This window comes from Stenotrophomonas sp. VV52, from assembly GCF_002893095.1.
GTDB lineage: Bacteria > Pseudomonadota > Gammaproteobacteria > Xanthomonadales > Xanthomonadaceae > Stenotrophomonas > Stenotrophomonas aracearum.
The window spans coordinates 375,181-399,878 of record NZ_PKQQ01000002.1 but is presented as its reverse complement, the minus strand read 5'-3'; the positions used below and the strand labels follow the sequence as shown (position 1 = coordinate 399,878).

Genomic DNA, 24,698 nt, shown 5'->3' with positions numbered 1-24,698 from the left:
CGGTTTCATCAGGATTTCATCAAGGGCTGCGCATCGTGGCGGTGACACCATGCCACCCGCCACCCTTGCCGGACTCCCCGAACATGCAGACCCGATTGCTGCTGGGCACTCCCTTGTTGTTGCTGGCCACCCTCACTGACGCGCGCGCCGACGACTTCGTCACCTGCGAAAGCCGCGACAACCGCTATCAGTCCTGTTCATTGCCGTATGCCGGCTATGTGACCCTGGACCGCAAGCTCTCCGGCGCCGACTGCCGCCAGGGCCGCAGCTGGGATTACGACCGCCGCAATGTATGGGTCGACGACGGCTGCCGCGCCTCGTTCCGGGTCAGCAACAACGACCGGCATAATGACCACGACGACGGCAACCACGATGCCAAGGTGGCCGCTGGCGTACTGATTGGCGCCGCGATCCTCGGTGCACTGGTGCACAACGCCAACAAGGACGACCAGCGCTACGACGACGACAACTACCAGGGCGCACGCCACAACTCCTACGTGCCGCAGTGGATGGTCGGGGAATTCGAAGGCTACAACCCGATGTACAACGCCGACATCCGCATGCGGATCGAATCCGATGGCCGCATGAGCGCGCAGGCCCGCGGCCAGAACCTGTCCGGCTGGGTCAACGGCGGCCAGCTCAACGTCGGCAACAGCGTCTTCGACATCAGCCAGAGCCGCGACGGCTTCGTCACCACCGAAGTGGGCGATCGCCAAAACGAAGTGCGTTACCACCGCGTACGCTGAGTGGCGCGCTCCGGACGTAGAGCCGGGCTCTGCCCGGCTCCACGGTGAAGGTTCAGCCCCCGACCTTGCAGCTCAACCGCGTGCCGTAGAAGTCCAGCGTCGCCTCGCCCTGGTGTTCCCAGAACTCCACGCCCTCGCGCGTATAGCGAGCGCCACTGGCGGACGGCGCAGCAAACGTAATCGCCTGGTCGCGCCCCAACCGGACCACCGCAACCTGCGGGTCCAGTTCGTTGTGGAATACCACCGACAAAGGCTTGCTGGCATCGTCACAGGTGTACTGCACCGCCTTCGCGGCCGGCGCCGATGACGAGGACAGGCGCAGCTCCACGATACGGGTCTGGTAGGACTCGACCAGACACCGGTTGGCATCTACCGCCTGCCAGCAGGCATCACGGCCCTTGATCCAGCCCCGCTGCTCGGCGGCAATGTCCAGCTCGCCCGGACCGGTCTGCGCAGCCTTGTACAACGCGGCCAGCTCGCGATCCAGCGCCGACAGACGGGCGTCACCGCAGACCGCCTTCTCCGCATCGGACGCGGCCTTCGCGCAATCGAACGACGGGCCTTGCCCAGCGGCCGCAGCGCTAGGCGTTTCAGTAGTCGCCACCGGCTTCGGCGACTCATTGGTCGGCGCAGCGGGCGCCGGCGCCACCGGGTCGGTCGGGGCGGGCTTACAGGCCGCCAGCGCAAGCGCACCGAGGCCGATCAGGACAAAACGATTCATGGCAGCTCCACTGCAGTCAAAACGGACCAAGCCAGTGTGCGCCAATTGACGCCGAGACGGCGTATAAAGCCGATGCACGGAAGGCGAGCGGTCATACCCGCCGGTAGAGCCACGCCCTGCGTGGCTGAAAGTCCATCATCACCCGTGCACCTGACGCACCCGCCAGACGGATGGGGCATTTACGCCAACTCACGGGAAAAATGCCCTTCCGGCCATTCAACCACGCACCACTGCCCGCCACCGGTTTAGCTTCTGCAGCGAAGTCAGATGCGTCAGCCCCCGTTTCCGACGTTGCACGCGAGCGCCACCATCCGCAGCACAGCGTGACCTGCGGCATGCGATTCCGGAAGAAAGTGGATGAGTCATCGACATGAGGGAGAGACAAGCCCTGCACAAACCTCCGCCAACAGCGCGGGGCTCGCGCGCCCGCTGCGCGGCATTCAGATGCTGCGCGCCGCTGCAGCCCTCGCGGTCGTCATCTATCACATGGTACACGCCGAAGACGTGCATGGAGGCGGAGTCTCCGTGCTCGGCGGGCCTGCTCACTACGGGTACGCCGGCGTTGACGTCTTCTTCGTCATCTCTGGCTTCATCATAGCCAGGATAACGGCAGGGAAATTTGGCAGCGCAACGTTCGCCGTTCAGTTCCTGTGTCGACGCGCCGTACGAATTGTGCCCCTGTACTGGCTGTGCACCCTGGCAATCGCCGCCGTGCTCACACTTCATCCAAACGCATTAAGCAGCAAGTTCGAGAACAAGAGCCTGCTTGACTCGCTACTCATGATTCCACAAGCAGGCGGACCGCTGCTTGCCGTTGGATGGACCCTGAGCTACGAAATCTTCTTTTACGCAATGGCCGCACTCGGTCTGGCATTCGGTTCGCGAGCAGCAATTCACAAGGCCCTCCTGGGCTGGGCACTCGTGCTCCTTTTTCTGCAGGCAGTCCCAGCCCATGGCCCATGGATATCACTACTGACCAGCCCTCTCAGCATCCAGTTCATCGCAGGGGCGCTGGTCGGGCTTCACTGGCGAAGGTTGCCGAGCGTATTGGCGATACCCGCAATAGCCTCGGGGATTGCCTGGATGATTGCCGCAGGATTTCTGCTGTTGGACGCTCCCGGGCATGGTCAATCCGATGGAGTACGAACGCTAGCGTTCGGACTCCCAGCAACGCTTTTGATAGCGGGGCTAGCAAGGTTGGAGGCTGACGGAAAGGCTGTTGCGCCAAAAGTCCTGGTGCAACTTGGCGATGCCTCCTACTCGCTCTATCTGACCCATCTGTTCGTGCTGTCTCTGGTCTCCCGTCTCGGATCAGGCTTGGACGTGACTGGAACAGTCACCGGCAACACGATGCTCCTCATCATCATGTTCATTGCGTCGTGGATAACGGCGCTGGCAGTACACAAGTGCGTTGAGAAGCCGCTCTTGAAGATTGGCAACCACGTCATACAGAGTCGGATCCGTGAACCATGAACAAGTTGAATGCGCCCACCATCCTCAGTCCGAAAATCACTGCCAACGCGGATTCGCTCGCCCAATGCTTCAGTGTCGCAGCGCCGTTTCCGCACATCGTTATGGACGACTTCTTCGCACAGGAGTTTGCGGAAAGGCTGTCCACCGAGTTTCCTGCGTTTGAGCAGGGCAACCATGTGGGCGACAACGGTCTTCCCGGCGGCAAGTCCACGCTTGAAAATATCCGTGAGCTGGGGCCGGCGTTTCGGCAGTTGGATGAGGCAATCCAGTCCCCGAAATTTCTCAACCTTCTATCGAAGATCACCGGTATTGATGCCCTTCTGTACGACCCGTTTTACCTCGGGGGCGGGACCCACGAGAACCACACGGGAATGAGCCTGGATCCCCACGTGGACTTCAACTACCACCCCAGCGAGCGGTGGCACCGGCGATTGAACCTGCTGGTATACCTAAATCGAGACTGGGACGCGCAGTGGGGTGGCTGCTTTGAGTTGTTTTCCGACCCGCATGCATCGCCCCGCCCGGAGGTTTCCATTTCTCCCCTGCTCAACCGCTGCGTCATCTTCGAAACGTCCGAACGCTCCTGGCATGGCTTCAACGCGATCCAGCTGCCAGCCGACCAGGCAAATCGCAGCAGGCGGTCGATTGCGCTTTACTTCTACACAAGAGACCGACCGCAGGATGAGATTGCCGACCGACACACTACCTTGTACGTGAAGCGCCAGTTGCCGGAACGCATTGCCGCTGGCCGAGTGCTTGATGGCGCTGATGTCAGTGAGCTTCAGAGCCTGATCCGGCAGCGGGACGACCACATACGCTCGCTCTATGCCGAGAACACCGCCCTGCGCAAAGCACAGGACCAGGGGCTCACCGGCCACCTGCTGTATCTGGCCAAACGCGCATTCGTGCGCTTTCGTCGCTAAGGAGCTACTGAATGGATCCCGCAACGCTGGTGGCACAGCTCACGTCCCGCGCTGAGCTGGCGTCGGTCCTGCCACCATACGAAAGGGTGGTCGGACTTGCGCACGCGCAGCAGATACTGGCTTCTGCGCTAACGTCCCGCATGGCACCCATCGCATCCGCAAGCAAGCGGGACCTGGCGATTGGCGACCTGGTTGCTGCCATCACCCATCAACGCGCACTGGCGCATTCAACCACCACCGTCTTTGGCTACGAGCTCCAAGCCGCAGGACATCGTGTCGATGCCGCCTTGGCCGCATTGGCTACCTGCCCTTCTCATCCAAACCCACAAAAAAGGCGCCCATCGGGCGCCTAAGTCGTTGATGCAATTGGTGGGCCGTGATGGATTCGAACCATCGACCAAAAGATTAAAAGTCTCCGGAAGGCCACTACTGCCACAAGGGTTTTGCCCGTATACCCGCTCCGCATTCGCAGCTGCGTCTTGGTCTGTAAGTCATTGATCCGACGCAGGCCCGATTTCATTGCGGAGCGCCCTTCTCCCACCACTTCCCGCGCCCCCGGCCCTTGCGCCGCGCTGATTCCTTCCGCGACGCAGCGGCTATTTCCTCCGGTGTGCGCGGGTCCGGCGGGAGCAGCAGGTGGCCCAGGGTGGGCTCCATCTTCGTGGGGTCTGGCCGGGTCGGCTTTGGGTCAGTGATGTCCATGGCCGCAGCCTACTCCTGCTCCGGCTCAGGCGATGAGAACGACCCGGTGAAGGGCATGCCAACGGCCGGCCAGGTCGGCTGGAGTATGGTCTGGCCATGTGCGGCCGATTCGTCCAGACCCCGATCCGAGACGCCGCCAGCCTGGGCTTCCCCCAGCTGGTAGGCGACCTGCTGTCCCTGCCCGCCAGCTACAACCTCGCGCCGACGCAGCGCGCCGCGGTGGTGCTGGACCGTGGCGAAGGGCTGGTGGCGCAGCGGCTGGCCTGGGGCCTGCTCCCGTTCTGGGCGAAGGCGAAGGGCCTGCAGGGCTCGACCATCAATGCCCGCATCGAGACGGTTGCCACCAAGCCGGCTTTCCGCAGCGCGTTCAAGGCGCGCCGCTGCCTGGTCCCGATGGCCGGCTACTACGAGTGGTCGGTCAACCCGGACGACGGGAAGAAGGACCCGTGGTTCATCCATGCGGCTACGCCCCTATGGGCCGCCGGGCTATGGGAGGACACCAGCAAGCTGCTCGGCGAAGATAACCTGGGCACCTTCACGGTCATCACCGGAGACAGCAGCGGCGTGTCGGCCGATATCCACGATCGCATGCCGGTATGGCTCAACCCGGACCAGGCCGAGGAATGGATGACGGCCGATGCCGACGGCGCCATGGCCATGCTGCTGGCCAGCGCGCCGCCGGCGATGGAAGCCTACCGGGTCAGCCGCGCGGTCAACACGCCGCGCAACAACACCGAGCAGCTGCTGGAGCCGGTGGCGTAGGCGCGCGTCAGGCCGGCGGCAGTTGGATCGGGCCGTCTGAACCATCCAGCGGCAGATCGACCTTTTCCGGCCAAGGAAACGCCTCCGGTTGCGGCAGAAGAGCGCGCACTTCCTCCCAGCTATCGACCCCGGCCGGCGGGTTCAGGACGAGCTGCTCCAGCGTCTGGTTCACCGCATCGCGCCACGCCACCATCGCCAACGCCTCTGCCTTGTATCGCGGCACGGCGCTGGTCACGTAGCTGCAGCAGCTCTCGATACTGTCGTACCCGCGCTCCTGCACTACAGCTGCCATCCATGCCCACGCCGCGTCGCGGATGGCGCGGTGATGGGCTGGGGTGTTTGGCAGGTACGGCGGCGGAATCGGCGCTGGCGTGTTGGTGAGCAGCCACTCCGTTGGCCATAGGTAGTGCCCGCGAGGAATAGTCGCCCCCGTCGCGAGGCACAAGATCAAATCAGGGTCTTCGGTGAGCTGATACATGGTCAAAGCTCCGCATCCGCTGTCCAGTGAAAACTCGCACCCCACTGCCCGGCCGCGGTCGAATAGAAGAATGATGCGCCCCGTTCGCCCGGCTGCGTCACACTCGCTGCGAGTGCAACACCATTTACGCTGGCCACCTGGTTCGGGGAGCCGTTCTGGTCGTTGTAGAGCGTTACCGCTGGGGTGCTGCGCTTCGACACCTTGAAACTGAAGGTTCCGAAGGAGTTCCCGCTGGTGTTTCTGTCATAGAACTGGCTCTCCCGGCCAGCCGTGGTTATCGCTCCGGGGGATGCGCCTTGGTTGTAGCTCTTTTCGTAGTAACGCTGGCAAAGCATGAGCTCTGCTGCGGGGCTACGGTACTCGGGCACCGTCATGACCGCGCCTCGCTCGAGCCTCGGCTGGCTGTAGGTGACGCCGGTTGCGGTGAGCTGCACGACCATGTTGCCGGTGCCCGTCGGGGTCAGCGTGACACTGCGGCGTCCCGCTCCGGCGGTAATGGAACCCGTGGCGCCGCCGATGTTCACCGAAATTGCGCCAGACGGGCTTTCAACGCTCAGGGTGACCGGAACTCCCCACGCCGCCTCCGGTGACTCCACGACCTGAACCAGCGGGCCGCTGGTGTGCGTGAACTGACCTGTCGTGGCGTTGATCGTCACGTTGCACCCGCCCGCGCCAGCCTTCCAGCGATCGTAGCCATACACGCCCGCGGCAAGCGCGCCGCCAGCGAACCCGCGCTGGTTGATCACCGGCACGCCGCAGTTGATAAGCATGTTGCTGCCCATCAGGCCGCCGATGTACGCGCTCGGAATGCTGTCACCCGGATTCAGCTCCGACGGCGCCACCACCGCTCCGCCGGTGGTCTTGAGGAACTTCAGGGGAATGATGTCTGCCATGTCAGGCCTGCGTCGCGAAGGGTGAAGAGGTGCCGTTTGCCAGGTACGCAGGCACGGTGCCGTCGGCGTTGAGCGGCACCGGCGAGGGCGAGCCGTTGGCGAGGTAGGCAGGCATGTACCTGCTCAGCGCTGCCGCGTTGTCGTGCACCCAGGCGCCAGCGACGCGGATGTAGTCCACTCCGCTCGTGCTGTTGAACCAGCGGTCGCCGTCGATGATGGCTCGGCCAAAGTCGCCCGCCACTGGTGCGGTCGCCTTGATGACGAAGTCGGGGACAACCACGGCGCCGGTGCGGGCGTTGACGCTGAGAACCGAGCCGCCGCTGGGCGCCAGTAGCTCGGTCCAGTCGCTCATCGTGCCGCTGGTGCCGCTGTTCTTGATGTAGGACTTCGACAGATCCGTGCGGACGGCGACGTCGCCCTCCTGGGCGGTCAGCGCCAGCTGCGCGGCCTGGCTGCCGACGACGAATGTCTCTGTGATCGCGATCGCGGGTAGCTGGGCGCTGGGAATCCTTAAATCAGCGCCCAGCGTTGCCAGCCCGTTCGGCTGCCCCTTCTGCGCCGTGATGCGCGCGTCTGCGCGCGCGTCGGTGAAGTAGAGGTTAGACCCCTCGGCCAGGTCGGTGGTGCTCGCAGGCTGCGTGCCCTCTACCCTCCCCTTCCCGTCCCGCGTGATCTTGACCAGCGCCGCGCCGACGCCGCTGTCGGGCAGGTCCTCAAGGCTGATCGTCGGGTCGCCAGCATCGCTGTCGGGGTTGGTGATGTCGATCCCAACGCCCGCCTGCAGCGACCGCGTCACCCATTCCCCGCTGGCCTGCCGCACCGCGAATCCGTTGGTGGCCAGCTTGGCCAGCTTCTGGATGTTGGCCGGCACTTCGCGGATCAGCTTCCAGACCGTGGCCGAGGCGCTCTGGTTGCTCGCAGGCGGGTTGATGATCTGGTCTGCGGTGAGTAGCTTCCCATCGGCGCCGTAGAGATTCTTGCCCAGCGTCGCGCCGTCGGTCGCATCACTGTTGAGGTGAATGACCCGGCCGAGCTGGTCCTTGAGCTGGATCTTCTTACCGGCCATTACCCGCCCCCGGCGCGGTCCGCAGCGATCACGGCTTGGCAGGCTCGGAGCTGGTCGTCGGCGTCACGCCCGGCTCGAACAACAGCTCCCGCAAAGCTCTCTCGGCGCTCGGCGGCCGCATCACGTTCGATGGCGGCGGCGGTAGCGTCGGACAGACGCTGGATCTCGCAGCTTGCCCACCCGTCGCGCAGCCGGAGCTGACCACTGCGCAGCTCAGCAGCAACAGCAGCAGGGACGGTCGCGGCCTCAGTACGGTCTTCTTCATGCTTCACTCCAATGTCGGCCACTGCAGCGGCCTGGGTGTGTTCGGTGGCGCGCACGTCGTTGACCTGCTGCACCTGCGCGGTGGCGGCGCCGGCCTCCTGCCGCGCTTCTTTGCCCTCGGCGCGGTCGCCACGCCAGGCCCAGCCGGCGCCAAACATTCCGGCGGACCAGCCCGCGAACAGCGCAGCGCCGATAGCGATCTTGATCGCGGTTGGACTCATTTCACCCTCCGGAAGGGCCGCGCGCCCTGCTGTTATTGCCGAAGTAGTAGCTGCCGATGCCGCCGTTGTTTGCCACCAGAGCTCCAATCAGCAGCATGAGGGCGTTCTCGTTGTTCGCCGGCACGTTCACATAGAGCAGTGCCGCCATGGCCATGCCCAGCAGGAAGACGTGCAGAACGGCCAGGCCGAACCGGGCAGCCCCTACATTTCGAGTCGCGAAGGTCATGCGGCACCTGCCAATGCGTGGATTTCCTCCAGCGCCCAGTGGTACAGGGGCTGGTCGATTACGGTCACACGGGTGATGCGTTTGTCACGCACCACCTTGACCTTCACCTCAGTGGATTGCTGGATGGCCAGCAGAACGAACCCGATGCGCTGTTTGACCGGATCCGGTTCCTGCATCACCGACAGGGCGTCGCCGACCATTTCGCGGACATTGGCCAGCATCTCGGCCGTTGGCCGGCCGCTTCGGTTATCCAGCACCAGCAGGACGCCCTGCAGCTGGCTGATCGGCGACACCTTCGCCTGCTTCTTGGACGCGGGCATCAGTTGTCCCGCGCGGCGTACCGCAGGTTGCCGGCCACGCGCCGCGTCCAGCCTTTGCCGAACGCATCGAAGGTGCCCAGCTTGGCGTAGAACTCCAGGCGCTCGGCGTTGAAGAGCAGCACCAGGTCGGCGGGATCGGCTTCAGCCACTGCGGCCAAAGTACGAGGTCCGATAATCCCATCGTCCGCCACGCCTGCAGCCCGTTGAATCCAGCGGACGGCGTTGCCGATGCCATGGTTGACTGCCGCGTCCAGCGCTTGGAATGCAAAGGCCCTTGGCAGCTGGTCGCCGCTCACCCGCTGCCAAAAGTCGCGGCGGTAGATGGCCACGGCGTCGGGCCGGGTCAGGGCCCGGATGTTCAGCTGGGGATAGGACCGCTTGCTGATTCCCCACTGGGTCTCGCCGCCCGGGTCCCGGGGGTTGTTCACGTACCCACCCTCATGGGAGAGGACCCGGTCAATGATCTCGTCGAATTGGCTCACGGCCGGCCCCTGCTGTTGATGGGGCCATGCTGCCCGGGCGCCGGGCGGGTTCAACGGAAGGCGCCTGCCCCCGGTAGGATTGGCGGTGCGACCCAGCCAATCAGCTACCGGAGACAGACATGGAAGAAATGAAGGTGTGGCGGGTGATGGTCCGAATCGGGGACAACATCGCCAACTGCGACATGGTCTACATCGAGGGGATACCCCATCTGGTCTGGGAATGGGCCTCGGACGCTGCCAACGAATATCCCAGCGTCACCATTCCTCTAGACCCGAAACACCTTCAGTTCAGCCCTGGGGCTGAAGGGTACGAGTTTGTATATGGCCCTGGAGTCGAAGAGCCCGGCTCTGCTTCTTGACCTGCCTGGGATTCTTGCGCGCGGCAGCACGCTTCAGGCGCTCCCATATGGGCTGCGCCTCTGCGTTGAGGGAGCAGACGAATCGAGTGCCGGGGCGTCGGATGGGTTCCATGACCCCACCCTACCCCCACTCCGATCCCCTTCAACGGACGGTGCTACGATGCCGACGGCCCTGGATTGGCCGGGGCGCCAAAGGAGAAGGCAATGAGCACCGAACACGATGGAAACGTCCTCGTCGATGAAGACTTGGTCCGCGCAATCTTCACCCACGCCGCTTCCCGAGCCATTGGCGGCTCTTATCTGAATCCGGCATTCGACGCGATGGCTGACCAGGCCCACGAGGCCGCAGCCGCATATGCCGTGTCCCTCGCCCGCCGCCGCGGCCAGGCCCAGGAAGCATGGCTCGACATCCTCTAGGGGTGACCAGCCGCTCCGGCCGCCCCACGCGGCCGGGTGCTACCATCCGGCCCATCAGCCGAGGCAGCTGGCATGGCAGCTGCCGGAAACCATCCACCAGAAAGGAAGCTCAGTGATTAAGAGAATTCTCACCGTTGTTGCATGCGCCGCGCTCGCAGGCTGCGTCTCGAACTCCGGGATCGTGCCCGATGGCCCTGACGGCTATCACATCGCAGCAAGAGGCCGGACTGGCTTCTCTTCATCGGGAAAGATGCAGGAGAAGAACTACAAGCAGGCTGCTGAATTCTGCGCCCAGAAGGGCAAAGTGATGCAGACGATGGCGGCCGACTCCAAGCAGGCGCGTGCCTTCGGCGGTTGGCCGGACGCGACGCTGCATTTCCGCTGCGTGACGCGCACAGAGTAACCCCATTGTGAAAAGCCACGAACCCAAGGGAGCGGGCACTGTTCCCGCGCTTGCGCCGCCACTCACCGTGCGGGCGTATGTCCAGCAACACTTTAGGGGAACCGTGGCAAAGTTCATCGCATGGGCGACGCTTGCCGCCCCGGTGACCATGGCCATCCGAATCCGCGAGAGCGGGTTTGCATGGTGGAAGGTGGCCCTCATGCCAGTCGCATGGGCCATGGCTTGCGCGCTGGCTTGCTTGTTGGTGGGATTGGTCCTGGCTGCCTCCGGATGGTGGAAGATCCACACCACCATCCGCCCCATCATCCCCGCAAGCATTGCCATGGTCGTAGGCATCCTTGCCTACGTCCTGATGGTCAACCTTTACTGACCTGCCCGGCTTTCCGGCGTTCCGCCAACGATCTCAATTTCCAACGGATCGTCCGTCCCAGCGGTTGCTGTGGCGGCCAGGTAGGCGGCCAGGTCGTTGGCCCGGCGAGAGCCGGGGGGTAGCCTCGACAGCTCGATCAGCGCCTTGCGACCGTTCGAGTCCACCATCATCCTGGCCACCTTGTTGAAGCCAGCGATAGGCGCCGCCGTGGCCACTCCCGCCTTGAGGCTCATGTTCTTCATTGCGTCAATGAACCCGTTCGAGGCATTCATCACCTCGTTGTAGGCCCCGGTGCCGCTGAAGTTGGTGCCGAACTTGTCGCCCATTCGCCGCGCTGCCTGGAGGGCGTCCATGATTTCCTCCATTTCGTCGGGGTTGAAGGTGGACTTCAGGCGCTCGATCCTGTCCGGCTTGTCGCCCCCCAAGGCTCGGATGAATCCGCCGGCGTTGAACGGCACATGGTTCGCGCCAGCCGAGGCCGGCGCGCTCTGCGCCTCGCTCAGGGCGTCCTCCACGATCATGCGCTTGTACTGCCCCCACACCTCCGGCTCGTTCCGCTCCATGAAGTAGCGGACCTGGGCCAGTTCCGAGGGCTTCATCGCGTTGATCCGCTGCACGACCGTCTCCGGCGGCAGGGAATAGGACGTGAAGCCATCCACATCCAGCTTGTCGCCAAGGAGGCGGCGCAAGGGGCTCTGCTCGATCTTCCTGAGCAGGTCAGTGTGGTTGCGGTACTCGTCGTTGGCTGCCTTCAGCATCTCGCTGGGCTTCATCACGGTTGAACCTTCCGGGACGATCCCGTTCTGTCCAAATCCGGCAGCCTCGTCCAGCCTCTGGCCTGCAGCGTCGATGTCATCGCTGATTGCGCCATACATGCGCTTGGCAAACGCCTTGTTCACATTGCGGTCGACGTTGCTCAGCAGGTTGGATTGCCCCCTGGCCGCTGCCCCGTAGGAACTGCGAGACTTTCGGGCGGAATCCAGGCTGAAGCCATCCTTCCCGCTCAGTTCGTCCAGCATGCGTTGCGCCTGCAAACGGACACGCCGCGCGTCCGCGCCAATGACGTCGGCGTTCTCGCCGATGATGTCCTGCAGAACCTGCCGGGTGCGCGAATAGTCGACAACGGGCGCGTCGCCGACCATCTTCCGGATCGCGCCGTACTGCTGCTTCGCCATTTCCTCCCGGCGTGCGCCCACGCTCTCCACCGCCTTGTCCACGGCACCTTGGACGCGGTCGCCGATGCCTTGCGGCGACGCACTATCCGGCGAAATCCGGTCCATGATGCGGTTGACGTTGTCGATCGCCTGGTTCGCGATCTTCTGGTCTGCCTCAAACGCAGTATCCGCCGAGAAAACGCTCTGCCTGGCCATGTTCTCCATCGCAGTCTGGCCACGGCCGCCGCTCACCATGCCCGGCGTGAAATCGATGCCGGTGCGCTGCGCCAGCGCTTCGCCGTCGGCCGCGTAGTCCTTGGCGTTCGCCCTGCTGTTGAAGAAGTTGAGGGCCCGGGCGGTGATGTTCTGCGGAAGAATGTTCTCGCCAAGCCGCATTGCACCACGGCCGGCCGCCGAGAGACCGCCGCCGAGCGCCGCTCCAATGAGCGTGTTATCCAGACGCTCACCATCCCTTGCTACCGGCTGGATGGCCCCTTGGATCGCGCCGCCCGCCGCCGCCTGGCTAATCGCTCGGGTAAGAGTCGCTCCCTTGGATGCCACACCGGCCGGCAGCAGCGGAGCAGTGTTCGCGATGTCGCCGATCACGCCGCCGAGGATGCCGCCTCCGCTGCTGGTTAGCGCCTGGCTGTCTACGCGCTCCTGATTCGTCTCCCGCTGGAGGTCGCGCGACATGCCACCGAAGTAATCGGCCGCGCTCCTGCGGAGCCCACCCAGGGTTTCACCACCGAAGTCCCCGAGCACATCAGCAGCACCCCCGGTGAGTGCCGACACCGCGTCGACGTACCCCTGTTTCGCGCCCTGGTACAAGGTCGGGAGCGAGCGGCCATAGCCCGCGACGAGGTTGCTGAGGAAGCTGGTGTCGTCGATTTCCCCTTGTCGCCGCTGTTCCAAGGCCTTTCGCTCAGCCTCCCAGCCGGCCTCTGACAGACGCCCATCGGCATGCCGCAGCGGAGGTCCGGCTTGCACCGTCGGCAGGGTCTGAATTTGCTCGACCTCGAAACCAGGCGGGGGCGGCGGCAGCGCGGGGGCGGCCGGCGCGGTGGGTTCCAGGATGAAGCCGGGGGGAAGCGGAGGCGTAGCCATTATTCGGGTACCCACTGACCATTACGGAGGACCACCACCTGACCGGTGTTGGGGTTGCGAGCGCGCTGCAAGGGGGATGCCGGCGGGCCGCCGAAGGCCTCGGCCGCACTGGTTGGTGCAACAGCTGCGGCGGCTGGTGCTGCGCGCCCCGCAGCGATGCGTGCGGAATTCACAACGGTGTTCAGCCGATCCTGCTTGTCCTTGACCGTGTCCGAGCTGTCGCCCAGCTGCGGGAAGAAGGACTTCCGATAGCCCTCGAGCTGCTCCTTCGTGTACGCCGCACCAGTGCCGAGCGTCAGCGCGGCGTCCAGGATATCCAGCTGCGCTGCCTCCACCCGCTGGCGCTCGCTGGAGTTGGCGAGATTTCGTGCGGTCTCACCGGAGAACGGAATGTTCCCTGCGAGCGCCGCCAAGATCCCCGGCTTTGCGGCGGTTTCGTCGTCAGCAATCGCGCTGTTCATTTGCCCCAGCGAGCCCTCAAGACGAGCCAGGAGCGTCGCCGACTTCCGCTCACCCTCGCTGGGCGCGCCGCTGGACTTCATCGCGGGGTCGGCCGGCCCACCCGGGATGAATTCCAGGTTTCCGTTGTTCCAGCGGTATCCCGAAGGCGCCTTCATTCCACCGCGGCCGCCGGCAGTATCAGCGCGGTCCAACACCGTGGCCTGCCTCGTGCGTGCGGCCGAAGCGTTGGAGTTTGCAGCGCTGGCGTAGCTCGCCGCTGCCGCTGCGTTCCGCTGGCCGATGGTCGACTGGCCCACAGGGGTCGTGTGGTACTGCTGGTCGGCCTCCAGATACGGGTTATAGCCGGTGCCATCGACGATCTTCGTCAGCTCAATCGGCCCCTTCGCCAAGCCCATGCTGTACGCGCCGGCTTCAGGCAGATTGCCGCCCAGGGCCGAAGCGACGATGCTGTCGCGGTTCCCGAACTCCTGCCCGGCGAGGCGAGCCGCAGCATATTCGTTGGGGTTGAGCCCTGATCCAGCGAAGGCGCCTGCGACGCGCGCATCGTTGGGGCTCCAGCCACTCGATTCGAGCGCTGCGGCAAGCCCAGTCTGCTGGTTCCGCTGCCTCTCCGCCTCCATCGCCTTCTCGCGGCTGTAGCGCGCGGTCTGCACCAGCTGGTCCAGCTGCGCTGCCTTGGCCATGCCACGGTCGTAGGCGTTCTGGCTGCCGGCACCGCCGAGTCCAGCCAGCGCCTGGCCAACGGAGGTCCAGCCCTGCGGCGGCGCGGCGTTGGCCTGGAGGATGCTCATCAGGTCTGCCATGTCAGTAGCCCCAGCGCTTGGAGTTGTTCGCGAAGATGGCGCCGTTGTTCGCCGCCGTGATGCCGTTGGCCTGGCTCGATAGGCCGGAGGCATCTGCCCCGCCGCCACCAGCGGCGCCGGCATAGGCATTGGCCACCTGGACGAAGGCATCGAGCCCCGGGTTGCGGCGGATTCCCTGCAGCCGCAGGTTGGACAGGAAGTCCTGGCCGGCCGAACGGTTTCCGATCAGGCTGAGCGCGGTGCTGAGCTGCGCGTTCTGCTGCTGCTCACCCTGCCGCTGCCGCACCGGCGCGTCGATTCGGCTCATCAGGCTGGCGGTGTCGCCGGCGTAGTCGCTGATCCCCAGCGCGGCGTCGTTTGCAGCCTGACGGTATGCATCGGACACGCCGCCGACCTGCCGCAGGCCGGACGTGGCCGAGCCCTGCGCGGACCGCACCTGATTCATGTACTGGTCCAGCATCGAAGACCGGCCGGCGTCGCCGTCGCTGGCAGCGCGGTCGGCGATGGTCTTCATCACCTCCTTGTCGGCCTCGTTCTGCCGCGCGGCACGCTGCTGGATCTGCAGGCCCAGCTCGTTGTCCTGACGCTTCTGGGTCTGGTGGGTGTTGTATTGATTCGCGGCGGCGCCGATGAGCACGACGGCAGTTGCTACCCAGGTCATTTCGCTTCCCCTTCGATTTCCAGAACCGCGTCGTCCGGCATGATTACGTAGGCCTCGATGCGCTCGAGGTCGGTTTCTTCGGTCAGGTGCGAGGTGATCAGCACGCTGTCCTCGTGTGCGTAGATGGCCCGCTTCATGCCGGGCTGCGAGTCGATCACGTGCGTGCCCTGCAGCTCGACCATGCCCGCCTCGGTGCGCACGGTGACGTGCCCGGTGACGATCAGGGCGTGCCGGTGCCGGTGCCGCTTGCCCACCACCAGCGTGCCTGCCGGCATCGCCAGCTTCCGCAGGTACTGGCCGGGGAGAAACGTGTGCTCCACCGGCAGATCCACCTGCGGCAACTGCGCGGTGGCCTCCTGCAGGAGCTGGATGTCGCCAAGCGAAGGGTTGCTGATCGGCGCCATCAGCGCGTCCAGCACCACCAGCGCGGTGGGAGCGTCTAGGCTCATCGCCCACCTGCCCCGGCACCAAAGCCGGGCTGATAGATCAGGCCGTAGGCGCGGCTGCCGCGGCGCTCATCTGCCATGTTCTTGGAGTTGGTGTAGATGTTGGCCAGGCCGCCGAAGACGTCGCCCAAGGCGTCGGCCTTCATCGCACCGCGCCCGCTCTCGAGGTTGGCCTGCATGGCCTGCGCCGCCTGCTGCGCGCCGCTGGTCAGGCCCATGCCGGTGCTGGCCTGCGAGATCAGGTTCATGCGGGAGGTGTCGTCGGCGGTGCGCAGGTCTGCCGCAGCCTGCTGCGCCAAGCGGTCAGCGCTCAGGATGCCGGACTGGTAGTTCTCGCCCAGGGTGCGGTTGGCGTCGATCGACGCGGTGCCGCCGGTGAGCCCGTTGCGCGCCATCGCAAACCGCAGGCTTCGGTCGGCCACGCCCTTCTGCCGCTCCAGCTCCTTCGAGTAGAACGACCGCGTCGCCGCCAGGAAATCGTCGATCTCTGCCTTGCGCGCAGCACCGCCGTAGATCCCGTTGATCTGGTTGACGGCCTGATCGATGTTGTTCTGGCGCCAGGATTCCTCCTGCGCCGCTTTCGTGGCCGAGCCGTTGCTTCCGCCGCCCATCATTCACCCCGCAATCTGGAAAAGTGGGCGATGTCCTCGCCCCTGATGCCGTAGCCGCGCGCCACACCCTCTGCCCGCATGCCCAGGGACCGCTCGAACCACTCGATAGCCTTCTCGCGCGTGGTCAGGGCGCTGGTCTGCACTCGGTGCGCCTGGGTGGCCAGCAGCGAGTCGATCAGCCAGCGGGTGGCCTTCGTCATCGCGCGCCACTGCTCGTTCCAGCCGGCCTCCGAGCCGACCATCCACGACTGCCACACGCCCGGCGCCACCGGATGGAAGCCGCCTGCAGCTGCCGGCATGCCGTCCCTCCCCACCACGGTGAGTGCGAAGGGCGCCGACTGCGCCCAGGTGTTGATCAGCCAGTGCGCGGCGGTGTCCGGGTCGTAGGTGCCGGTCCCCAGCACCGCCAGCAGCTGCGCCTGCTCGGTCTCGCGCATGACCTCGGCCAGCGCCAGAAGGTGGACCGGCCGGCACGGGATCACGTTGGAGGGCAGGTGCGCTTTCTGCATGGGCAGATTCTTCCAGCGCAGGCCGGGCGTTCAACGGATTCACGACATGCCCCGCAGGTCCTGCAGGTACAAGCTGAAAGCGTTCCACTGCCACTTTTCGGTACCGTCGTAGGTCAGGCGGACGGAGAACGACGGCGCCGACAGCGGCATCGGGATGACCATACCCGGCACCGTGTCGGCCGGCACGGTATACGGGGTAGTGAAGTAGCCGCCGTTGCTCTGGTCATAGCCAAAGGACACCGCCACGTCGCTGATGCCGACGATATCGAAGCCATATAGGTTCTTGGTCACGCCGGGCTGGCCGAAGTCGAGCCAGGACCACTGGATCTCGCCCTTAAACGGACCGACGATGCCGGGGGATGTCTCATCCCCCACCTCATCCTCGTCAAACACGTGGATGTAATCGCCGGACCGCAGGTACAGGTCGTCCCCGGCGATGCACCATTCATCGATGTTCAGCGCGATGGTGTAGCGCGACCAGGCGCCAACCTGACCGGTGGCGCTGATCGAGTACACCAGGATCGTCGAGGACTTCATCAGGCGTCCCAGGCCGTGAACCCGGCGGGCGGCGCGTACTGGAAGGGTCCGGCAAAGTTGGCCGTGGCCTTTGAGCCAGCCGAGTTCGTGATGGCCGGGTAGACCGCGTCCTGAACGGTGTTGAAGGCCGCGCCCGTCCCCGCTGCTGGATTCCCAGAGGCGAACCAAGTGCCGTTCTTTCCCCACCAGATCAGGTCGGCATCGAGGTCGACAGCGACCATCAGGATGTCGTTTGCAGCCAATGCTGTCCCATAAGCGGTGGAAGTACCTGCGCCATACTTGTTGCCGGAGTTTGCCAGCAGGCCCCAGTCCGAGTTGCGGTTGGTGCTCACCACGGGACCCTGCCCAACTTGCGCAGAGCTGGCGTTCGACTGCGCAACTCCAACGGTCGGCGTCCCAGCGCCCGTCACGACATCCATCCGTACTTCGAAGTACCGCTTCCCAGTGGAATTTGCTCGGCTGGCCAAAACCATGTTGCCGATACCGGAGTTGGTCGCTGTATGGGTCAGGCCTCCATTACTGATTACGCCTCCCATGGAGTTGTTGAAGACATTCCTGTCCCACACGCAGCGAGTCGAGAGAATGGCCAGGACCTGAAGAAGCGTCGCCTTGCAGGTGATGCCGCCTTGAACCAATGCCAGCAGCTCGGCGCCAGTGACAGCTCCTGCTTGCGGCAGAGCGGAGATAGGAGAATCGGCCATCGTTATGGCTCCAGGTGGATGTAGTCGAAGGATTCCTGCAGGATCGGATCGCCGTTCTCCTGCAGCAGAAGGTTGGATGGGCGAACGTCGCCGGTCCCCCGGAAAATCAGCATGTATTGTCCGGCTGCGGGCTGATACAGCCCCTTTGGCTTCGTGCCGGACGCGCCAACTTCACGCATGAGGCCGTCAACCAGCGGGTCGATCGGCATGCCAACATCGCCAGCCTGGTAGTTCGTAGAGCTCGCTGCGATGCCGATGGAACGAATGCCCTGCGAGGCCAGGAACAACAGGTCGTTCGACACCGGGGCGATGGAACGGTGCTGGGTGCTGCCGAGCGGCAGCGCGTCGATGAAGGCCATGCTGGCCGGGTCTTCGTCGATCTGCCAGAGCTGGAAGGCCTCGGAGTTGAACACCACCAGGTTGCCGCGGTACAGGCCCATCGCAGCGACCGGATTCGCGCCGTAGTTCTGCAGACCCGTTGGCAGGTACCCCGCGTCATCCGTGCTGGTCCAGTCCAAGGGGTTCACTGTGGCGCTATACCGCACGATGTCGTCGTCACCGGCAAACACCTTGCTGGCCCCTATGACCACAATGTTCGAATCCGGGCAGTTCTCGTCCTCCACCCGCCGCGACACGGTCTTCCAGTTGATCGTGCCGTCCTTGACGAAGCCGCCGATGTCGGTGGGCCACGCCGGTTCCGTGTCGCCGCTCACGTACAGCGGCGAAGCCTCCCAGGTGACGCGCGTCGATGCCACCGCCTCCCAGATGACCTCGTTATCGATGACCTGCTGGCCGAGGATGGGCGGCCAGGCCGGCTCGTCTGGCGCCGAGAAGCCTGATTCCGGCTGCACAGCCTTGTAAACCAGCCCATCGGGCAGCCCGGCGAACGTTCCCGACACGGAAAGGTTGTCGCCCCAGATTGGGTGGTTGTGGTCCGCAACCGAGAACAGCGCGATGCCTGCGCGCGCGTAGGCCGCACCTGCAGGCCGGGTGGCGGTGACCTTGGACTGGTGCCAGGCACCGCCGCTCCCGTCGCTAACGACGTTGCCGCGCTCCAGCGCGATCTGGACATCGTCGATGTCGTACCAGCGCACCTCCACCCAGCCGCGAGTGGCGCCCGCGATCGAGGCGCCCTGGTTGATCATCGCGGTGGCTTCGAACGTGCTACCGGTGCTGGGCACGACCAGCTGTGTGCGGTTCAGTGCCAGGCCGTCGGCTACGTTGCCGGGCATGCGCACGCAGTTGCCGTTTCCGGAATAGCCACCGGTGGTGGAGAACTCCGCGCCGCCCGTAAAGTCCCAGTTGACGTTGCCAGCGGCGAAGTCGCCATTCTCGACCTGCGCTGCGGTCGGCGACGGCGCGGTGATGGGCTGAACGATGTCGCCAGGCTGGTAGAGGGTGCCGGGTTGCCAGAGTGGGACTGCCATCAGCTGTTCCCCGTGCCGTAGCGGTCTTTCACGTCCGGCGGGACCGCAGGCGTGTCGGTGGTGTTGGTGCCGAGTGCGTTCTGGATATTGGCGTCCTCGAAGACGGTCTCGCCGGCGTTTGTCGGCCACACCGGCTCGGTGGTGCCAGAACGCGCCGAAGCACCGGTGGTCTCGATCACGGTGTACTTAAACCCGTTGTCGGTGGTTGGCACGACCACATCGCCGACGGCCCTGGCCACGTTGGGAGCCCAAGGCACGTAGCCGGACCTATCGCTCTCCAAGCGGTACGCCAGCCCGTTGCCATCGGTCGGGCGGACCAGTGCGCCGGGGAAGTAGGTCTTGCCGGGCTGCCAGATCTCGCCCTTCTCCAGCCAGTAGTGCACGTAGCGAGGGTCGGACGCCCCTTCGAACTCTGCGACGACGTATAGGTAACCGAGGAACGGCATCGAGAAGTGGATCTCTTTCAGCGGCGCGCCGGGCACGGTGGGGTGCCGCAGCACCTCGATTTCGACGTCGGGCGACGTGGAGGCGATGACGTCGTTGGCGAAGACCACGAACTTGCCTTGGAAGAACACCAAGCCCTTCGTGCCGGGCGGCAGGGCGTGGGAGATCCGGGTGCCGGGGCGCGACTTGATCGTGCGCGCAGCGGTGACATAGCCGTTAACCAGGTCGTAGACAGCGTCCTTGGACGCGCCGCCCTTGTCCCGAAGCCGGGTAATGCCGGCTTTGACGGCGGAGAGGGATTCCTGCTTCACGGGTTGTCCTCCGGCCAGCCGCCCACGGGGATCGGGCGCACGGCATTACGCGGATCACTGGTCCCGGGGATATAGCGGCGCGTCATGTGGCCACCGCGGATCAGGTCGCGCACGTAGGACTGCAGCTGCGAGGCATAGTTGCCGGCGTCTGGCTGTCCGTAGTGCGCCTTGGCGTTGGCCAGGGACAGCAGGAAGATGGCCTCCGGGTCCACAGTCGTGTAGTCCGTGCCGGCCTGCAGCGGTTCGAGCCCGAACTGGCCTTTGATCCGCAGCTGCCAGGTCGCATCCGAGGGCGCAGGCCAAAGCTCGATGCACTGCCGGATCTCGTAGTGGCTGGGGATTCCCGGGCCGCGTGCGGTGTACATCACCGGGTCGATGCCGCAGTACAGCGGGCGCCAGCTGCCGTCACCCTGCGAGATACCGGCCCAGGTGATCATGCGCGGGTCCAGCCGCTTCGTGCAGAGGTCAGCGTTGGCGTCCAGATCGTAGAAGCGCGTGCCGGGCACCAGGTCCCAGGTGTAGAAGCGCTCCCGGCGGAACACCGAGTAGCGCCGGAACAGCAGCTCCTGGGCGCTTCGGATGAAGTCGTCGAGCAAATCGGCCATGCCCGGCGGCGGATTGTCCGCCTGCGCGGAGAAGCCGAGGCGCCGCAGGAGCCGCTTCCGCATTTCGGCAAGCGTAGTGCGCTCGTAGTCGTCGTCGCACGCGCAGTTGTAGCTGATGGGGTCTGCCATGGGTGTTCCCAATGAAAAGACGGCCAGCAAGGTTTCCCCAGCTGGCCGCCACCCCCGCCGCCAGCGGAGGGTTACTGGTCGCCGGTGCGCTTCTCGCGCTCGGCTTCGATCGCAGCGTGGACGCCGGCGCGGTCCTTACCAGCCGCCTCTTCGTCCGCCAGCTGGTCCAGCTCGTCATCCGACAGGCCGCCAAGCTTCGCGGTGATCTGCGCGATCGTGCCGCTGGCCAGGCTCTCGTCGGCGTCGTCGTCCTCGTCGCCTTCATCGCTGGCCGGCTTGATGCCCGCAGCCTTCAGGCGCTTCTCCAGATCACGCAGCTTCGGATAGAAGAACTTGCGCGCCCGGTCGCCTTCGGGCGTCGGCTGGTACTTGGCCACCAGCCCGTCGAAGGCCTTCTGGGCGTCGAAGTCCTCGACCTCGATGTCCTTGGCCTGGTCTTCCAGCTCGTGCACCAGGTCCTCGCCGTAGATCTCTTCCAAGATCGGCTGCTCGTACTCCGGCACCAAGGCCGGGATCTTCGTGCTCGCGTCGCGGTCGATCAGCAGCAGCACGTGGGGGATCTTGACCTTGGCCATTACTGGACTCCTTCGAGCGTCAGCTCGGTGGCCGCCGCCGGCGCGGTGGTGACGTTGGCCCGGATGAAGTCGGGCAGGTCCGCGATTTCTACCGGGAAGGTGGTCGCGGAGTTGAGGGTCTGGATGGTGGTGTAGGTGCCGGCAGTGCCGTCAGCCTGCTTCGGCGCGCCCTGCAGCTGCACTACGCCGGTGCCAAGGCCGCCAGACGGGCCGAACAGCAGCCCCTCGCGGCCCTGACCGCCGAGCAGCGGGGTGACGTTCAGAGCCACACCAGCACCAGCGCTGACGGTGGCCGGAACAGCAATCTTTTTGATGTTGGGCATTTCAGGTCTCCCGCCGGCGAGGGGCTGCCCCGCCGGCTGATGTGGGGTCAGGCGATCGAGAAGACCGCGTTGCTGTTGCGCTTCTTCATGGTCAGGCCGTAGTCGGCGGTCTGCCCGAAGTAGTGCGTGTAGCGGTCGTAGACGCGCGGCGGCGTGCGCTTGACCATCCAGCGGCCCTGGACCGGGCGCAGCGTGATGGTCTTGCTGTTGAGGAAGTAGCCGCGCTTGGTCCACGGGTAGGTGATCGCACCCAGGCGGGCGTCGATGGCCTCGAAGGACGGATCCCACACGACCGGCACGCCCTTGAAGGCCAGCGCCTTGGTGGACGGGTCGACGGTGATGCCGCCGGTGGTGTTGATGCCCACGGTGATCTGGCGGGCCATCACCTTCAGCGCATCGGCCTGGATGGCGTCGTACATCGCCGCGCCCACCAGGATGAAGTTGGGCGCGCCCATCTTTCCGTAGGTGGTGGTCTGGCGCCACAGGGTTTCCAGGTGGCTGATCAGGTTGCCGGCGGTGGCCGTGCTGATGCCCATGTCGGCGAAGTTGCGCCAGTACGGCGAGGTGGCCGCATCGATGCCGCCGACGACGCCCACGTTCGGCGTGGTGCTGACCAGCAGGTCCAGGCCCGGCACAGCCTTCGGGTTGGTCGAGCCGTCCAAGTGGACTTCGATGTCCCAGTTTTCCTGGAAGCCATCTTTCAGCGCCGACCAGTTCTCGTCGAGCAGGTTGACGATCTGGATCTTCTCGGCATCCGACATGACCGCGTTCTTGTCGTCGGTCAGGATGATGCCGTTGTTGGCCAGCTCGGTCTCGTTCAGCGTGAAGCCGTCGTGCGCTTCGTAGTGCTGGTACGGCGCCTTGCGGACGGTGTCCTTTCGGTTGTAGGTGACTTGGTCGTCACCGGTGTAGTTCTGGTAGTTCGAGTCGTTCGAGATCCGCACCTTCTCGTTGAAGATGCCGTTGCCGAAGGTCGATTCCTTCTTGTTGGCGATCAGCCAGGAAGCGAACGGGCGCTCGGTGGAGAACTGGTCGATGGGGTCGTTTGCCGCGTACGACTCCATCTGACGGTTGGCACCAGCCAGCAGCTGGGCAGTGGTCAAGGGCATGGTTGTAGCCTCGAAGGGAAAGAAGGAGGCCCGTGGGGCCTTGGGTCTTTCCGCGTTCGAGGGGCGCGATGCCTCAGTACAGCGCTACCGGTGGCGAACCCGGCTTACGTCACACGCGGTGTCGGCATCTGCCGATGGGGGCGACTATGCGCGAGGGGTCGGTACTGTCAACGGACAAAAAGAAACCCCGCCGGAGCGGGGTCGTTGGGGTCAGGCTGCGGTTGGATGGTCGGGCCGGGGCGTGCCGGCGAGGTCGGCCAGGGAGTCGGCTTCGGTCAGCGCCGAAGCGGCGAGCCGGTCACGCAGGCGGAAGCCCAGCAGCGGCCAGATCTTCGCCACGGCGTTCTGCCGCGCGATGGTGCGGCCGATCTCGGCGTCAAAGTTCTCCGGACTGGCGCAGGCCGACTCACCTGTCACGGTGAAGCCGTTGCGCAGCGTCAGCACGCAGAAGGTCAGCAAGCCCAACGACTGAGGGGGCGGCAGGACTTCGCCGGGCTGGCCGCTCGGGTCATGGCACGGGGAGGCGTTGTAGCCGTCCGCCGCCGTGAAGTAGAACGCGCCAGTGATCTCGCCCTCAATGTGGGCCGGGGTCACACGCGGTGCGGTCAGCCCCTTGGCCTGGATCTGTTCTTCGATGCTCTTATCGTTCATAGCTGGCGGCTCCGTTGGTGGGTGTTTCGGGAAGAGCGGCCAGAATCCCAGCCACCCGCCCATGTGCAACGGACACGAAAAAGCCCCGGGGTTGCCGGGGCTGGTATCAGGTTTCTATAAAGCCGACGCTGCTTTTACAGCTCAGCCCCACATCCCGTACCGCACGATCAGGATGGCGTGGATCTGCCGGGCCAGCTTCGACGGCACCGGCCAGCTCATCGGCCCTGCGCCTGTGCTTCCGCCACGCCGAAGGAGAAGGCGTCTGCCGGGTTCTTCGGAGTGGCCGGCACGGCGGGCGCGGCGCTGGCGCGTGCCGGGTTGTTCGGGCGCGCGGCCACTGCCGGTGCTGCTGCCGGGAGGGCCGGAAGGCGCTGGTACGCCTGCTGGATCGCCGCAGCCCACTGTGCCGGCGGCAGCGTGTTCTGGATGATGTCCACCGTCGGCGCCAGGAAGGCGAATTTCTGTTCGAACTGCGGATCGGTGGCGCGCAGCTGCTGGCCAATGGCAGCCACAGCCTGCAGGCCCTGCTGCTCGGCGACCTCCGCCTGCTGCCGCTGGTGCTGGGTCTGCTGGTGCTCGGTCTGCAGCACGCCGCGCTGCCGGTGCTGGACCAGCTCGACGGCAGCGGCACGCTCCAAGTCGCCCGACCTCACCTTCTCGGCCAGGTCCGGGTGCGCGCTCAGCGGGTCGAAGCCCGGCGCCTCGCGGCCCAGCTTCTGGCCCAGGAACTGCAACTCGGCCTGCATGGTGTCGTACGCGCGATTCATGCGCGCCGGATCGCCGGAGTTGATGTCGGTCAGGTACAGCAGCGTGGCGCCGAACTGCTGCGGGTTGGTGCCGGTGCGCTCGATGGTCTGTTCCCAGTCGGTCACCTTGCCGGCGCGGTCCCGCAGGCTCTCGGCTTCGCTGGCGCGCTCGGACAGCTCGCGGAAGCGCTTCTGCGTGCGCTCGTTGGTGATGCCCAGGTCCTTGATCTCGTCGTCGACGGACTTCGGGGCCTCGGGCTGAGCAGGAACCGCGGCGGGCGCTGCAGCAGGCGCGGCGGCAGCTGCAGCAGCAGGCTGATCGCCATCGGCGGCAGCGGCCGGGGTATCGCCCTCGCCTTCCACAGCTGCAGGTGCGCCGTCATCGGCGGGCGGCACGACTGCCGGCGCGGCTTCAGACGTCTCCGCAGCGCGGGCTTCTTCCACGCCGGCGGAGAAGGCGTCCAGCTGCTCAGCGGCAGGCGCTTCGACCTGTTCGGCGACAGTCTGGTCGGATTCGGGGGCAGGCGCAGCGGCCTGCGCGGCTTCGTTCGGGTTCGGCATGGT

32 protein-coding genes are annotated in these 24,698 nt (G+C 65.3%); 8 read left to right on the top strand and 24 right to left on the bottom strand.

The features are described from left to right. The first annotated feature begins 83 nt into the window (after positions 1 to 83). Entirely contained in the window at positions 84 to 746 is a 663-nt protein-coding gene (locus tag C2U58_RS07905; protein WP_102945329.1) for a DUF3011 domain-containing protein, read from the top strand. Between the two features lie 52 nt (positions 747 to 798). On the opposite strand, the gene C2U58_RS07900 is transcribed toward C2U58_RS07905, so the two are convergent. Further along, positions 799 to 1,467, bottom strand: coding sequence for an MliC family protein (locus tag C2U58_RS07900; protein ID WP_102945328.1), 669 nt, complete (start codon positions 1,465 to 1,467; stop codon positions 799 to 801). Between the two features lie 444 nt (positions 1,468 to 1,911). Here C2U58_RS07900 and C2U58_RS07895 point away from each other — a divergent pair, with 444 nt between their 5' ends. From C2U58_RS07895 to C2U58_RS07880, 3 genes are all read left to right on the top strand, one after another. Continuing rightward, complete coding sequence (locus tag C2U58_RS07895; RefSeq protein ID WP_253256683.1) at positions 1,912 to 2,940, top strand: acyltransferase; 1,029 nt, start codon at positions 1,912 to 1,914, stop codon at positions 2,938 to 2,940. Then, positions 2,937 to 3,863 carry a 2OG-Fe(II) oxygenase gene (locus tag C2U58_RS07890; RefSeq protein ID WP_102945326.1) on the top strand — a complete coding sequence of 309 codons (927 nt, stop codon included), beginning with the start codon at positions 2,937 to 2,939 and terminating at the stop codon, positions 3,861 to 3,863. Before C2U58_RS07895 ends, C2U58_RS07890 begins: the two co-directional genes overlap by 4 nt. A gap of 798 nt (positions 3,864 to 4,661) precedes the next feature. Continuing rightward, entirely contained in the window at positions 4,662 to 5,327 is a 666-nt protein-coding gene (locus C2U58_RS07880; protein WP_102945325.1) for an SOS response-associated peptidase, read from the top strand. 7 nt (positions 5,328 to 5,334) lie between these two features. On the opposite strand, the gene C2U58_RS07875 is transcribed toward C2U58_RS07880, so the two are convergent. From C2U58_RS07875 to C2U58_RS07845, 7 genes are read right to left on the bottom strand one after another with little or no spacing between them, the layout of a single operon-like run. Then, positions 5,335 to 5,805 (bottom strand): hypothetical protein, encoded by a 471-nt coding sequence (locus tag C2U58_RS07875; protein ID WP_102945324.1) that lies wholly within the window; start codon positions 5,803 to 5,805, stop codon positions 5,335 to 5,337. A gap of 2 nt (positions 5,806 to 5,807) precedes the next feature. Beyond that, positions 5,808 to 6,698 carry a hypothetical protein gene (locus C2U58_RS07870; RefSeq protein WP_102945323.1) on the bottom strand — a complete coding sequence of 297 codons (891 nt, stop codon included), beginning with the start codon at positions 6,696 to 6,698 and terminating at the stop codon, positions 5,808 to 5,810. Between the two features lies 1 nt (position 6,699). Further along, positions 6,700 to 7,764 carry a hypothetical protein gene (locus C2U58_RS07865; protein WP_102945322.1) on the bottom strand — a complete coding sequence of 355 codons (1,065 nt, stop codon included), beginning with the start codon at positions 7,762 to 7,764 and terminating at the stop codon, positions 6,700 to 6,702. Beyond that, positions 7,764 to 8,249 (bottom strand): hypothetical protein, encoded by a 486-nt coding sequence (locus tag C2U58_RS07860; RefSeq protein ID WP_102945321.1) that lies wholly within the window; start codon positions 8,247 to 8,249, stop codon positions 7,764 to 7,766. Before C2U58_RS07860 ends, C2U58_RS07865 begins: the two co-directional genes overlap by 1 nt. A gap of 1 nt (position 8,250) precedes the next feature. Continuing rightward, positions 8,251 to 8,475, bottom strand: a complete 225-nt coding sequence (locus C2U58_RS07855; RefSeq protein ID WP_102945320.1) for a hypothetical protein — start codon at positions 8,473 to 8,475, stop codon at positions 8,251 to 8,253. Then, complete coding sequence (locus tag C2U58_RS07850; protein WP_102945319.1) at positions 8,472 to 8,795, bottom strand: hypothetical protein; 324 nt, start codon at positions 8,793 to 8,795, stop codon at positions 8,472 to 8,474. The genes C2U58_RS07855 and C2U58_RS07850 overlap by 4 nt, the downstream gene beginning before the upstream one ends. Then, on the bottom strand, positions 8,795 to 9,277 hold the full coding sequence (locus C2U58_RS07845; RefSeq protein WP_102945318.1) for a glycosyl hydrolase 108 family protein: 483 nt from the start codon (positions 9,275 to 9,277) through the stop codon (positions 8,795 to 8,797). Before C2U58_RS07845 ends, C2U58_RS07850 begins: the two co-directional genes overlap by 1 nt. 119 nt (positions 9,278 to 9,396) lie before the next feature. Here C2U58_RS07845 and C2U58_RS07840 point away from each other — a divergent pair, with 119 nt between their 5' ends. The 4 genes from C2U58_RS07840 (at position 9,397) to C2U58_RS07830 (ending at position 10,826) form a co-directional block, all read left to right on the top strand. Next, positions 9,397 to 9,636 (top strand): hypothetical protein, encoded by a 240-nt coding sequence (locus C2U58_RS07840; RefSeq protein ID WP_102945317.1) that lies wholly within the window; start codon positions 9,397 to 9,399, stop codon positions 9,634 to 9,636. Positions 9,637 to 9,840: 204 nt separating this feature from the next. After that, positions 9,841 to 10,053: a hypothetical protein gene (locus C2U58_RS07835; protein WP_146033432.1), complete on the top strand. Its 213-nt coding sequence runs from the start codon at positions 9,841 to 9,843 to the stop codon at positions 10,051 to 10,053. Between the two features lie 112 nt (positions 10,054 to 10,165). Then, positions 10,166 to 10,456: a hypothetical protein gene (locus C2U58_RS19830; RefSeq protein WP_146033431.1), complete on the top strand. Its 291-nt coding sequence runs from the start codon at positions 10,166 to 10,168 to the stop codon at positions 10,454 to 10,456. Between the two features lie 103 nt (positions 10,457 to 10,559). Further along, positions 10,560 to 10,826: a hypothetical protein gene (locus C2U58_RS07830; RefSeq protein ID WP_146033430.1), complete on the top strand. Its 267-nt coding sequence runs from the start codon at positions 10,560 to 10,562 to the stop codon at positions 10,824 to 10,826. Here the strand turns inward: C2U58_RS07830 and C2U58_RS07825 are convergent. From C2U58_RS07825 to C2U58_RS07750, 16 genes are all read right to left on the bottom strand, one after another. Continuing rightward, complete coding sequence (locus C2U58_RS07825) at positions 10,820 to 13,084, bottom strand: hypothetical protein (protein ID WP_102945314.1); 2,265 nt, start codon at positions 13,082 to 13,084, stop codon at positions 10,820 to 10,822. The genes C2U58_RS07830 and C2U58_RS07825 overlap by 7 nt on opposite strands. After that, complete coding sequence (locus tag C2U58_RS07820) at positions 13,084 to 14,349, bottom strand: hypothetical protein (protein WP_102945313.1); 1,266 nt, start codon at positions 14,347 to 14,349, stop codon at positions 13,084 to 13,086. Before C2U58_RS07820 ends, C2U58_RS07825 begins: the two co-directional genes overlap by 1 nt. 1 nt (position 14,350) lies before the next feature. Then, entirely contained in the window at positions 14,351 to 15,010 is a 660-nt protein-coding gene (locus C2U58_RS07815; RefSeq protein WP_102945312.1) for a hypothetical protein, read from the bottom strand. Further along, a complete protein-coding gene (locus C2U58_RS07810; RefSeq protein ID WP_102945311.1) occupies positions 15,007 to 15,459 on the bottom strand; it encodes a hypothetical protein in 453 nt (150 codons plus the stop codon). Before C2U58_RS07810 ends, C2U58_RS07815 begins: the two co-directional genes overlap by 4 nt. Further along, positions 15,456 to 16,067 (bottom strand): hypothetical protein, encoded by a 612-nt coding sequence (locus tag C2U58_RS07805; protein WP_102945310.1) that lies wholly within the window; start codon positions 16,065 to 16,067, stop codon positions 15,456 to 15,458. The genes C2U58_RS07810 and C2U58_RS07805 overlap by 4 nt, the downstream gene beginning before the upstream one ends. After that, on the bottom strand, positions 16,067 to 16,576 hold the full coding sequence (locus C2U58_RS07800; protein ID WP_102945309.1) for a hypothetical protein: 510 nt from the start codon (positions 16,574 to 16,576) through the stop codon (positions 16,067 to 16,069). Before C2U58_RS07800 ends, C2U58_RS07805 begins: the two co-directional genes overlap by 1 nt. Before the next feature lie 39 nt (positions 16,577 to 16,615). Beyond that, positions 16,616 to 17,113 (bottom strand): hypothetical protein, encoded by a 498-nt coding sequence (locus C2U58_RS07795; protein ID WP_102945308.1) that lies wholly within the window; start codon positions 17,111 to 17,113, stop codon positions 16,616 to 16,618. Beyond that, the gene (locus C2U58_RS07790; RefSeq protein ID WP_102945307.1) at positions 17,113 to 17,814 is read right to left on the bottom strand and encodes an SPRY domain-containing protein; all 702 of its coding nucleotides are present in this window, start codon (positions 17,812 to 17,814) and stop codon (positions 17,113 to 17,115) included. The genes C2U58_RS07795 and C2U58_RS07790 overlap by 1 nt, the downstream gene beginning before the upstream one ends. A gap of 2 nt (positions 17,815 to 17,816) precedes the next feature. Next, entirely contained in the window at positions 17,817 to 19,241 is a 1,425-nt protein-coding gene (locus C2U58_RS07785) for a hypothetical protein (RefSeq protein ID WP_102945306.1), read from the bottom strand. Next, on the bottom strand, positions 19,241 to 19,996 hold the full coding sequence (locus tag C2U58_RS07780; RefSeq protein ID WP_102945305.1) for a hypothetical protein: 756 nt from the start codon (positions 19,994 to 19,996) through the stop codon (positions 19,241 to 19,243). The genes C2U58_RS07785 and C2U58_RS07780 overlap by 1 nt, the downstream gene beginning before the upstream one ends. After that, positions 19,993 to 20,730 carry a hypothetical protein gene (locus C2U58_RS07775; RefSeq protein ID WP_216362392.1) on the bottom strand — a complete coding sequence of 246 codons (738 nt, stop codon included), beginning with the start codon at positions 20,728 to 20,730 and terminating at the stop codon, positions 19,993 to 19,995. Before C2U58_RS07775 ends, C2U58_RS07780 begins: the two co-directional genes overlap by 4 nt. Before the next feature lie 71 nt (positions 20,731 to 20,801). After that, positions 20,802 to 21,305 carry a hypothetical protein gene (locus C2U58_RS07770; RefSeq protein WP_102945304.1) on the bottom strand — a complete coding sequence of 168 codons (504 nt, stop codon included), beginning with the start codon at positions 21,303 to 21,305 and terminating at the stop codon, positions 20,802 to 20,804. Then, positions 21,305 to 21,628, bottom strand: coding sequence for a hypothetical protein (locus C2U58_RS07765; RefSeq protein WP_102945303.1), 324 nt, complete (start codon positions 21,626 to 21,628; stop codon positions 21,305 to 21,307). Before C2U58_RS07765 ends, C2U58_RS07770 begins: the two co-directional genes overlap by 1 nt. A 47-nt stretch (positions 21,629 to 21,675) precedes the next feature. After that, a complete protein-coding gene (locus C2U58_RS07760; protein ID WP_102945302.1) occupies positions 21,676 to 22,737 on the bottom strand; it encodes a phage major capsid protein in 1,062 nt (353 codons plus the stop codon). Between the two features lie 210 nt (positions 22,738 to 22,947). Further along, positions 22,948 to 23,388 carry a Gp49 family protein gene (locus tag C2U58_RS07755; RefSeq protein ID WP_102945301.1) on the bottom strand — a complete coding sequence of 147 codons (441 nt, stop codon included), beginning with the start codon at positions 23,386 to 23,388 and terminating at the stop codon, positions 22,948 to 22,950. A 215-nt stretch (positions 23,389 to 23,603) separates the two neighbouring features. After that, a complete protein-coding gene (locus C2U58_RS07750) occupies positions 23,604 to 24,695 on the bottom strand; it encodes a hypothetical protein (RefSeq protein WP_102945300.1) in 1,092 nt (363 codons plus the stop codon). Positions 24,696 to 24,698: the final 3 nt, after the last annotated feature.

What these genes read in the sequence shown, in the direction of transcription:
- C2U58_RS07905 (WP_102945329.1), top strand. Translation starts at nt 84, where the DNA reads ATGCAGACCCGATTGCTGCTGGGCACTCCCTTGTTGTTGCTGGCCACC.
- C2U58_RS07900 (WP_102945328.1), bottom strand. Translation starts at nt 1,467, where the DNA reads ATGAATCGTTTTGTCCTGATCGGCCTCGGTGCGCTTGCGCTGGCGGCC.
- C2U58_RS07895 (WP_253256683.1), top strand. Translation starts at nt 1,912, where the DNA reads ATGCTGCGCGCCGCTGCAGCCCTCGCGGTCGTCATCTATCACATGGTA.
- C2U58_RS07890 (WP_102945326.1), top strand. Translation starts at nt 2,937, where the DNA reads ATGAACAAGTTGAATGCGCCCACCATCCTCAGTCCGAAAATCACTGCC.
- C2U58_RS07880 (WP_102945325.1), top strand. Translation starts at nt 4,662, where the DNA reads ATGTGCGGCCGATTCGTCCAGACCCCGATCCGAGACGCCGCCAGCCTG.
- C2U58_RS07875 (WP_102945324.1), bottom strand. Translation starts at nt 5,805, where the DNA reads ATGTATCAGCTCACCGAAGACCCTGATTTGATCTTGTGCCTCGCGACG.
- C2U58_RS07870 (WP_102945323.1), bottom strand. Translation starts at nt 6,698, where the DNA reads ATGGCAGACATCATTCCCCTGAAGTTCCTCAAGACCACCGGCGGAGCG.
- C2U58_RS07865 (WP_102945322.1), bottom strand. Translation starts at nt 7,764, where the DNA reads ATGGCCGGTAAGAAGATCCAGCTCAAGGACCAGCTCGGCCGGGTCATT.
- C2U58_RS07860 (WP_102945321.1), bottom strand. Translation starts at nt 8,249, where the DNA reads ATGAGTCCAACCGCGATCAAGATCGCTATCGGCGCTGCGCTGTTCGCG.
- C2U58_RS07855 (WP_102945320.1), bottom strand. Translation starts at nt 8,475, where the DNA reads ATGACCTTCGCGACTCGAAATGTAGGGGCTGCCCGGTTCGGCCTGGCC.
- C2U58_RS07850 (WP_102945319.1), bottom strand. Translation starts at nt 8,795, where the DNA reads ATGCCCGCGTCCAAGAAGCAGGCGAAGGTGTCGCCGATCAGCCAGCTG.
- C2U58_RS07840 (WP_102945317.1), top strand. Translation starts at nt 9,397, where the DNA reads ATGGAAGAAATGAAGGTGTGGCGGGTGATGGTCCGAATCGGGGACAAC.
- C2U58_RS07835 (WP_146033432.1), top strand. Translation starts at nt 9,841, where the DNA reads ATGAGCACCGAACACGATGGAAACGTCCTCGTCGATGAAGACTTGGTC.
- C2U58_RS07825 (WP_102945314.1), bottom strand. Translation starts at nt 13,084, where the DNA reads ATGGCTACGCCTCCGCTTCCCCCCGGCTTCATCCTGGAACCCACCGCG.
- C2U58_RS07820 (WP_102945313.1), bottom strand. Translation starts at nt 14,349, where the DNA reads ATGGCAGACCTGATGAGCATCCTCCAGGCCAACGCCGCGCCGCCGCAG.
- C2U58_RS07815 (WP_102945312.1), bottom strand. Translation starts at nt 15,010, where the DNA reads ATGACCTGGGTAGCAACTGCCGTCGTGCTCATCGGCGCCGCCGCGAAT.
- C2U58_RS07810 (WP_102945311.1), bottom strand. Translation starts at nt 15,459, where the DNA reads ATGAGCCTAGACGCTCCCACCGCGCTGGTGGTGCTGGACGCGCTGATG.
- C2U58_RS07805 (WP_102945310.1), bottom strand. Translation starts at nt 16,067, where the DNA reads ATGGGCGGCGGAAGCAACGGCTCGGCCACGAAAGCGGCGCAGGAGGAA.
- C2U58_RS07800 (WP_102945309.1), bottom strand. Translation starts at nt 16,576, where the DNA reads ATGCAGAAAGCGCACCTGCCCTCCAACGTGATCCCGTGCCGGCCGGTC.
- C2U58_RS07795 (WP_102945308.1), bottom strand. Translation starts at nt 17,113, where the DNA reads ATGAAGTCCTCGACGATCCTGGTGTACTCGATCAGCGCCACCGGTCAG.
- C2U58_RS07790 (WP_102945307.1), bottom strand. Translation starts at nt 17,814, where the DNA reads ATGGCCGATTCTCCTATCTCCGCTCTGCCGCAAGCAGGAGCTGTCACT.
- C2U58_RS07785 (WP_102945306.1), bottom strand. Translation starts at nt 19,241, where the DNA reads ATGGCAGTCCCACTCTGGCAACCCGGCACCCTCTACCAGCCTGGCGAC.
- C2U58_RS07775 (WP_216362392.1), bottom strand. Translation starts at nt 20,730, where the DNA reads ATGGCAGACCCCATCAGCTACAACTGCGCGTGCGACGACGACTACGAG.
- C2U58_RS07770 (WP_102945304.1), bottom strand. Translation starts at nt 21,305, where the DNA reads ATGGCCAAGGTCAAGATCCCCCACGTGCTGCTGCTGATCGACCGCGAC.
- C2U58_RS07765 (WP_102945303.1), bottom strand. Translation starts at nt 21,628, where the DNA reads ATGCCCAACATCAAAAAGATTGCTGTTCCGGCCACCGTCAGCGCTGGT.
- C2U58_RS07760 (WP_102945302.1), bottom strand. Translation starts at nt 22,737, where the DNA reads ATGCCCTTGACCACTGCCCAGCTGCTGGCTGGTGCCAACCGTCAGATG.
- C2U58_RS07755 (WP_102945301.1), bottom strand. Translation starts at nt 23,388, where the DNA reads ATGAACGATAAGAGCATCGAAGAACAGATCCAGGCCAAGGGGCTGACC.
- C2U58_RS07750 (WP_102945300.1), bottom strand. Translation starts at nt 24,695, where the DNA reads ATGCCGAACCCGAACGAAGCCGCGCAGGCCGCTGCGCCTGCCCCCGAA.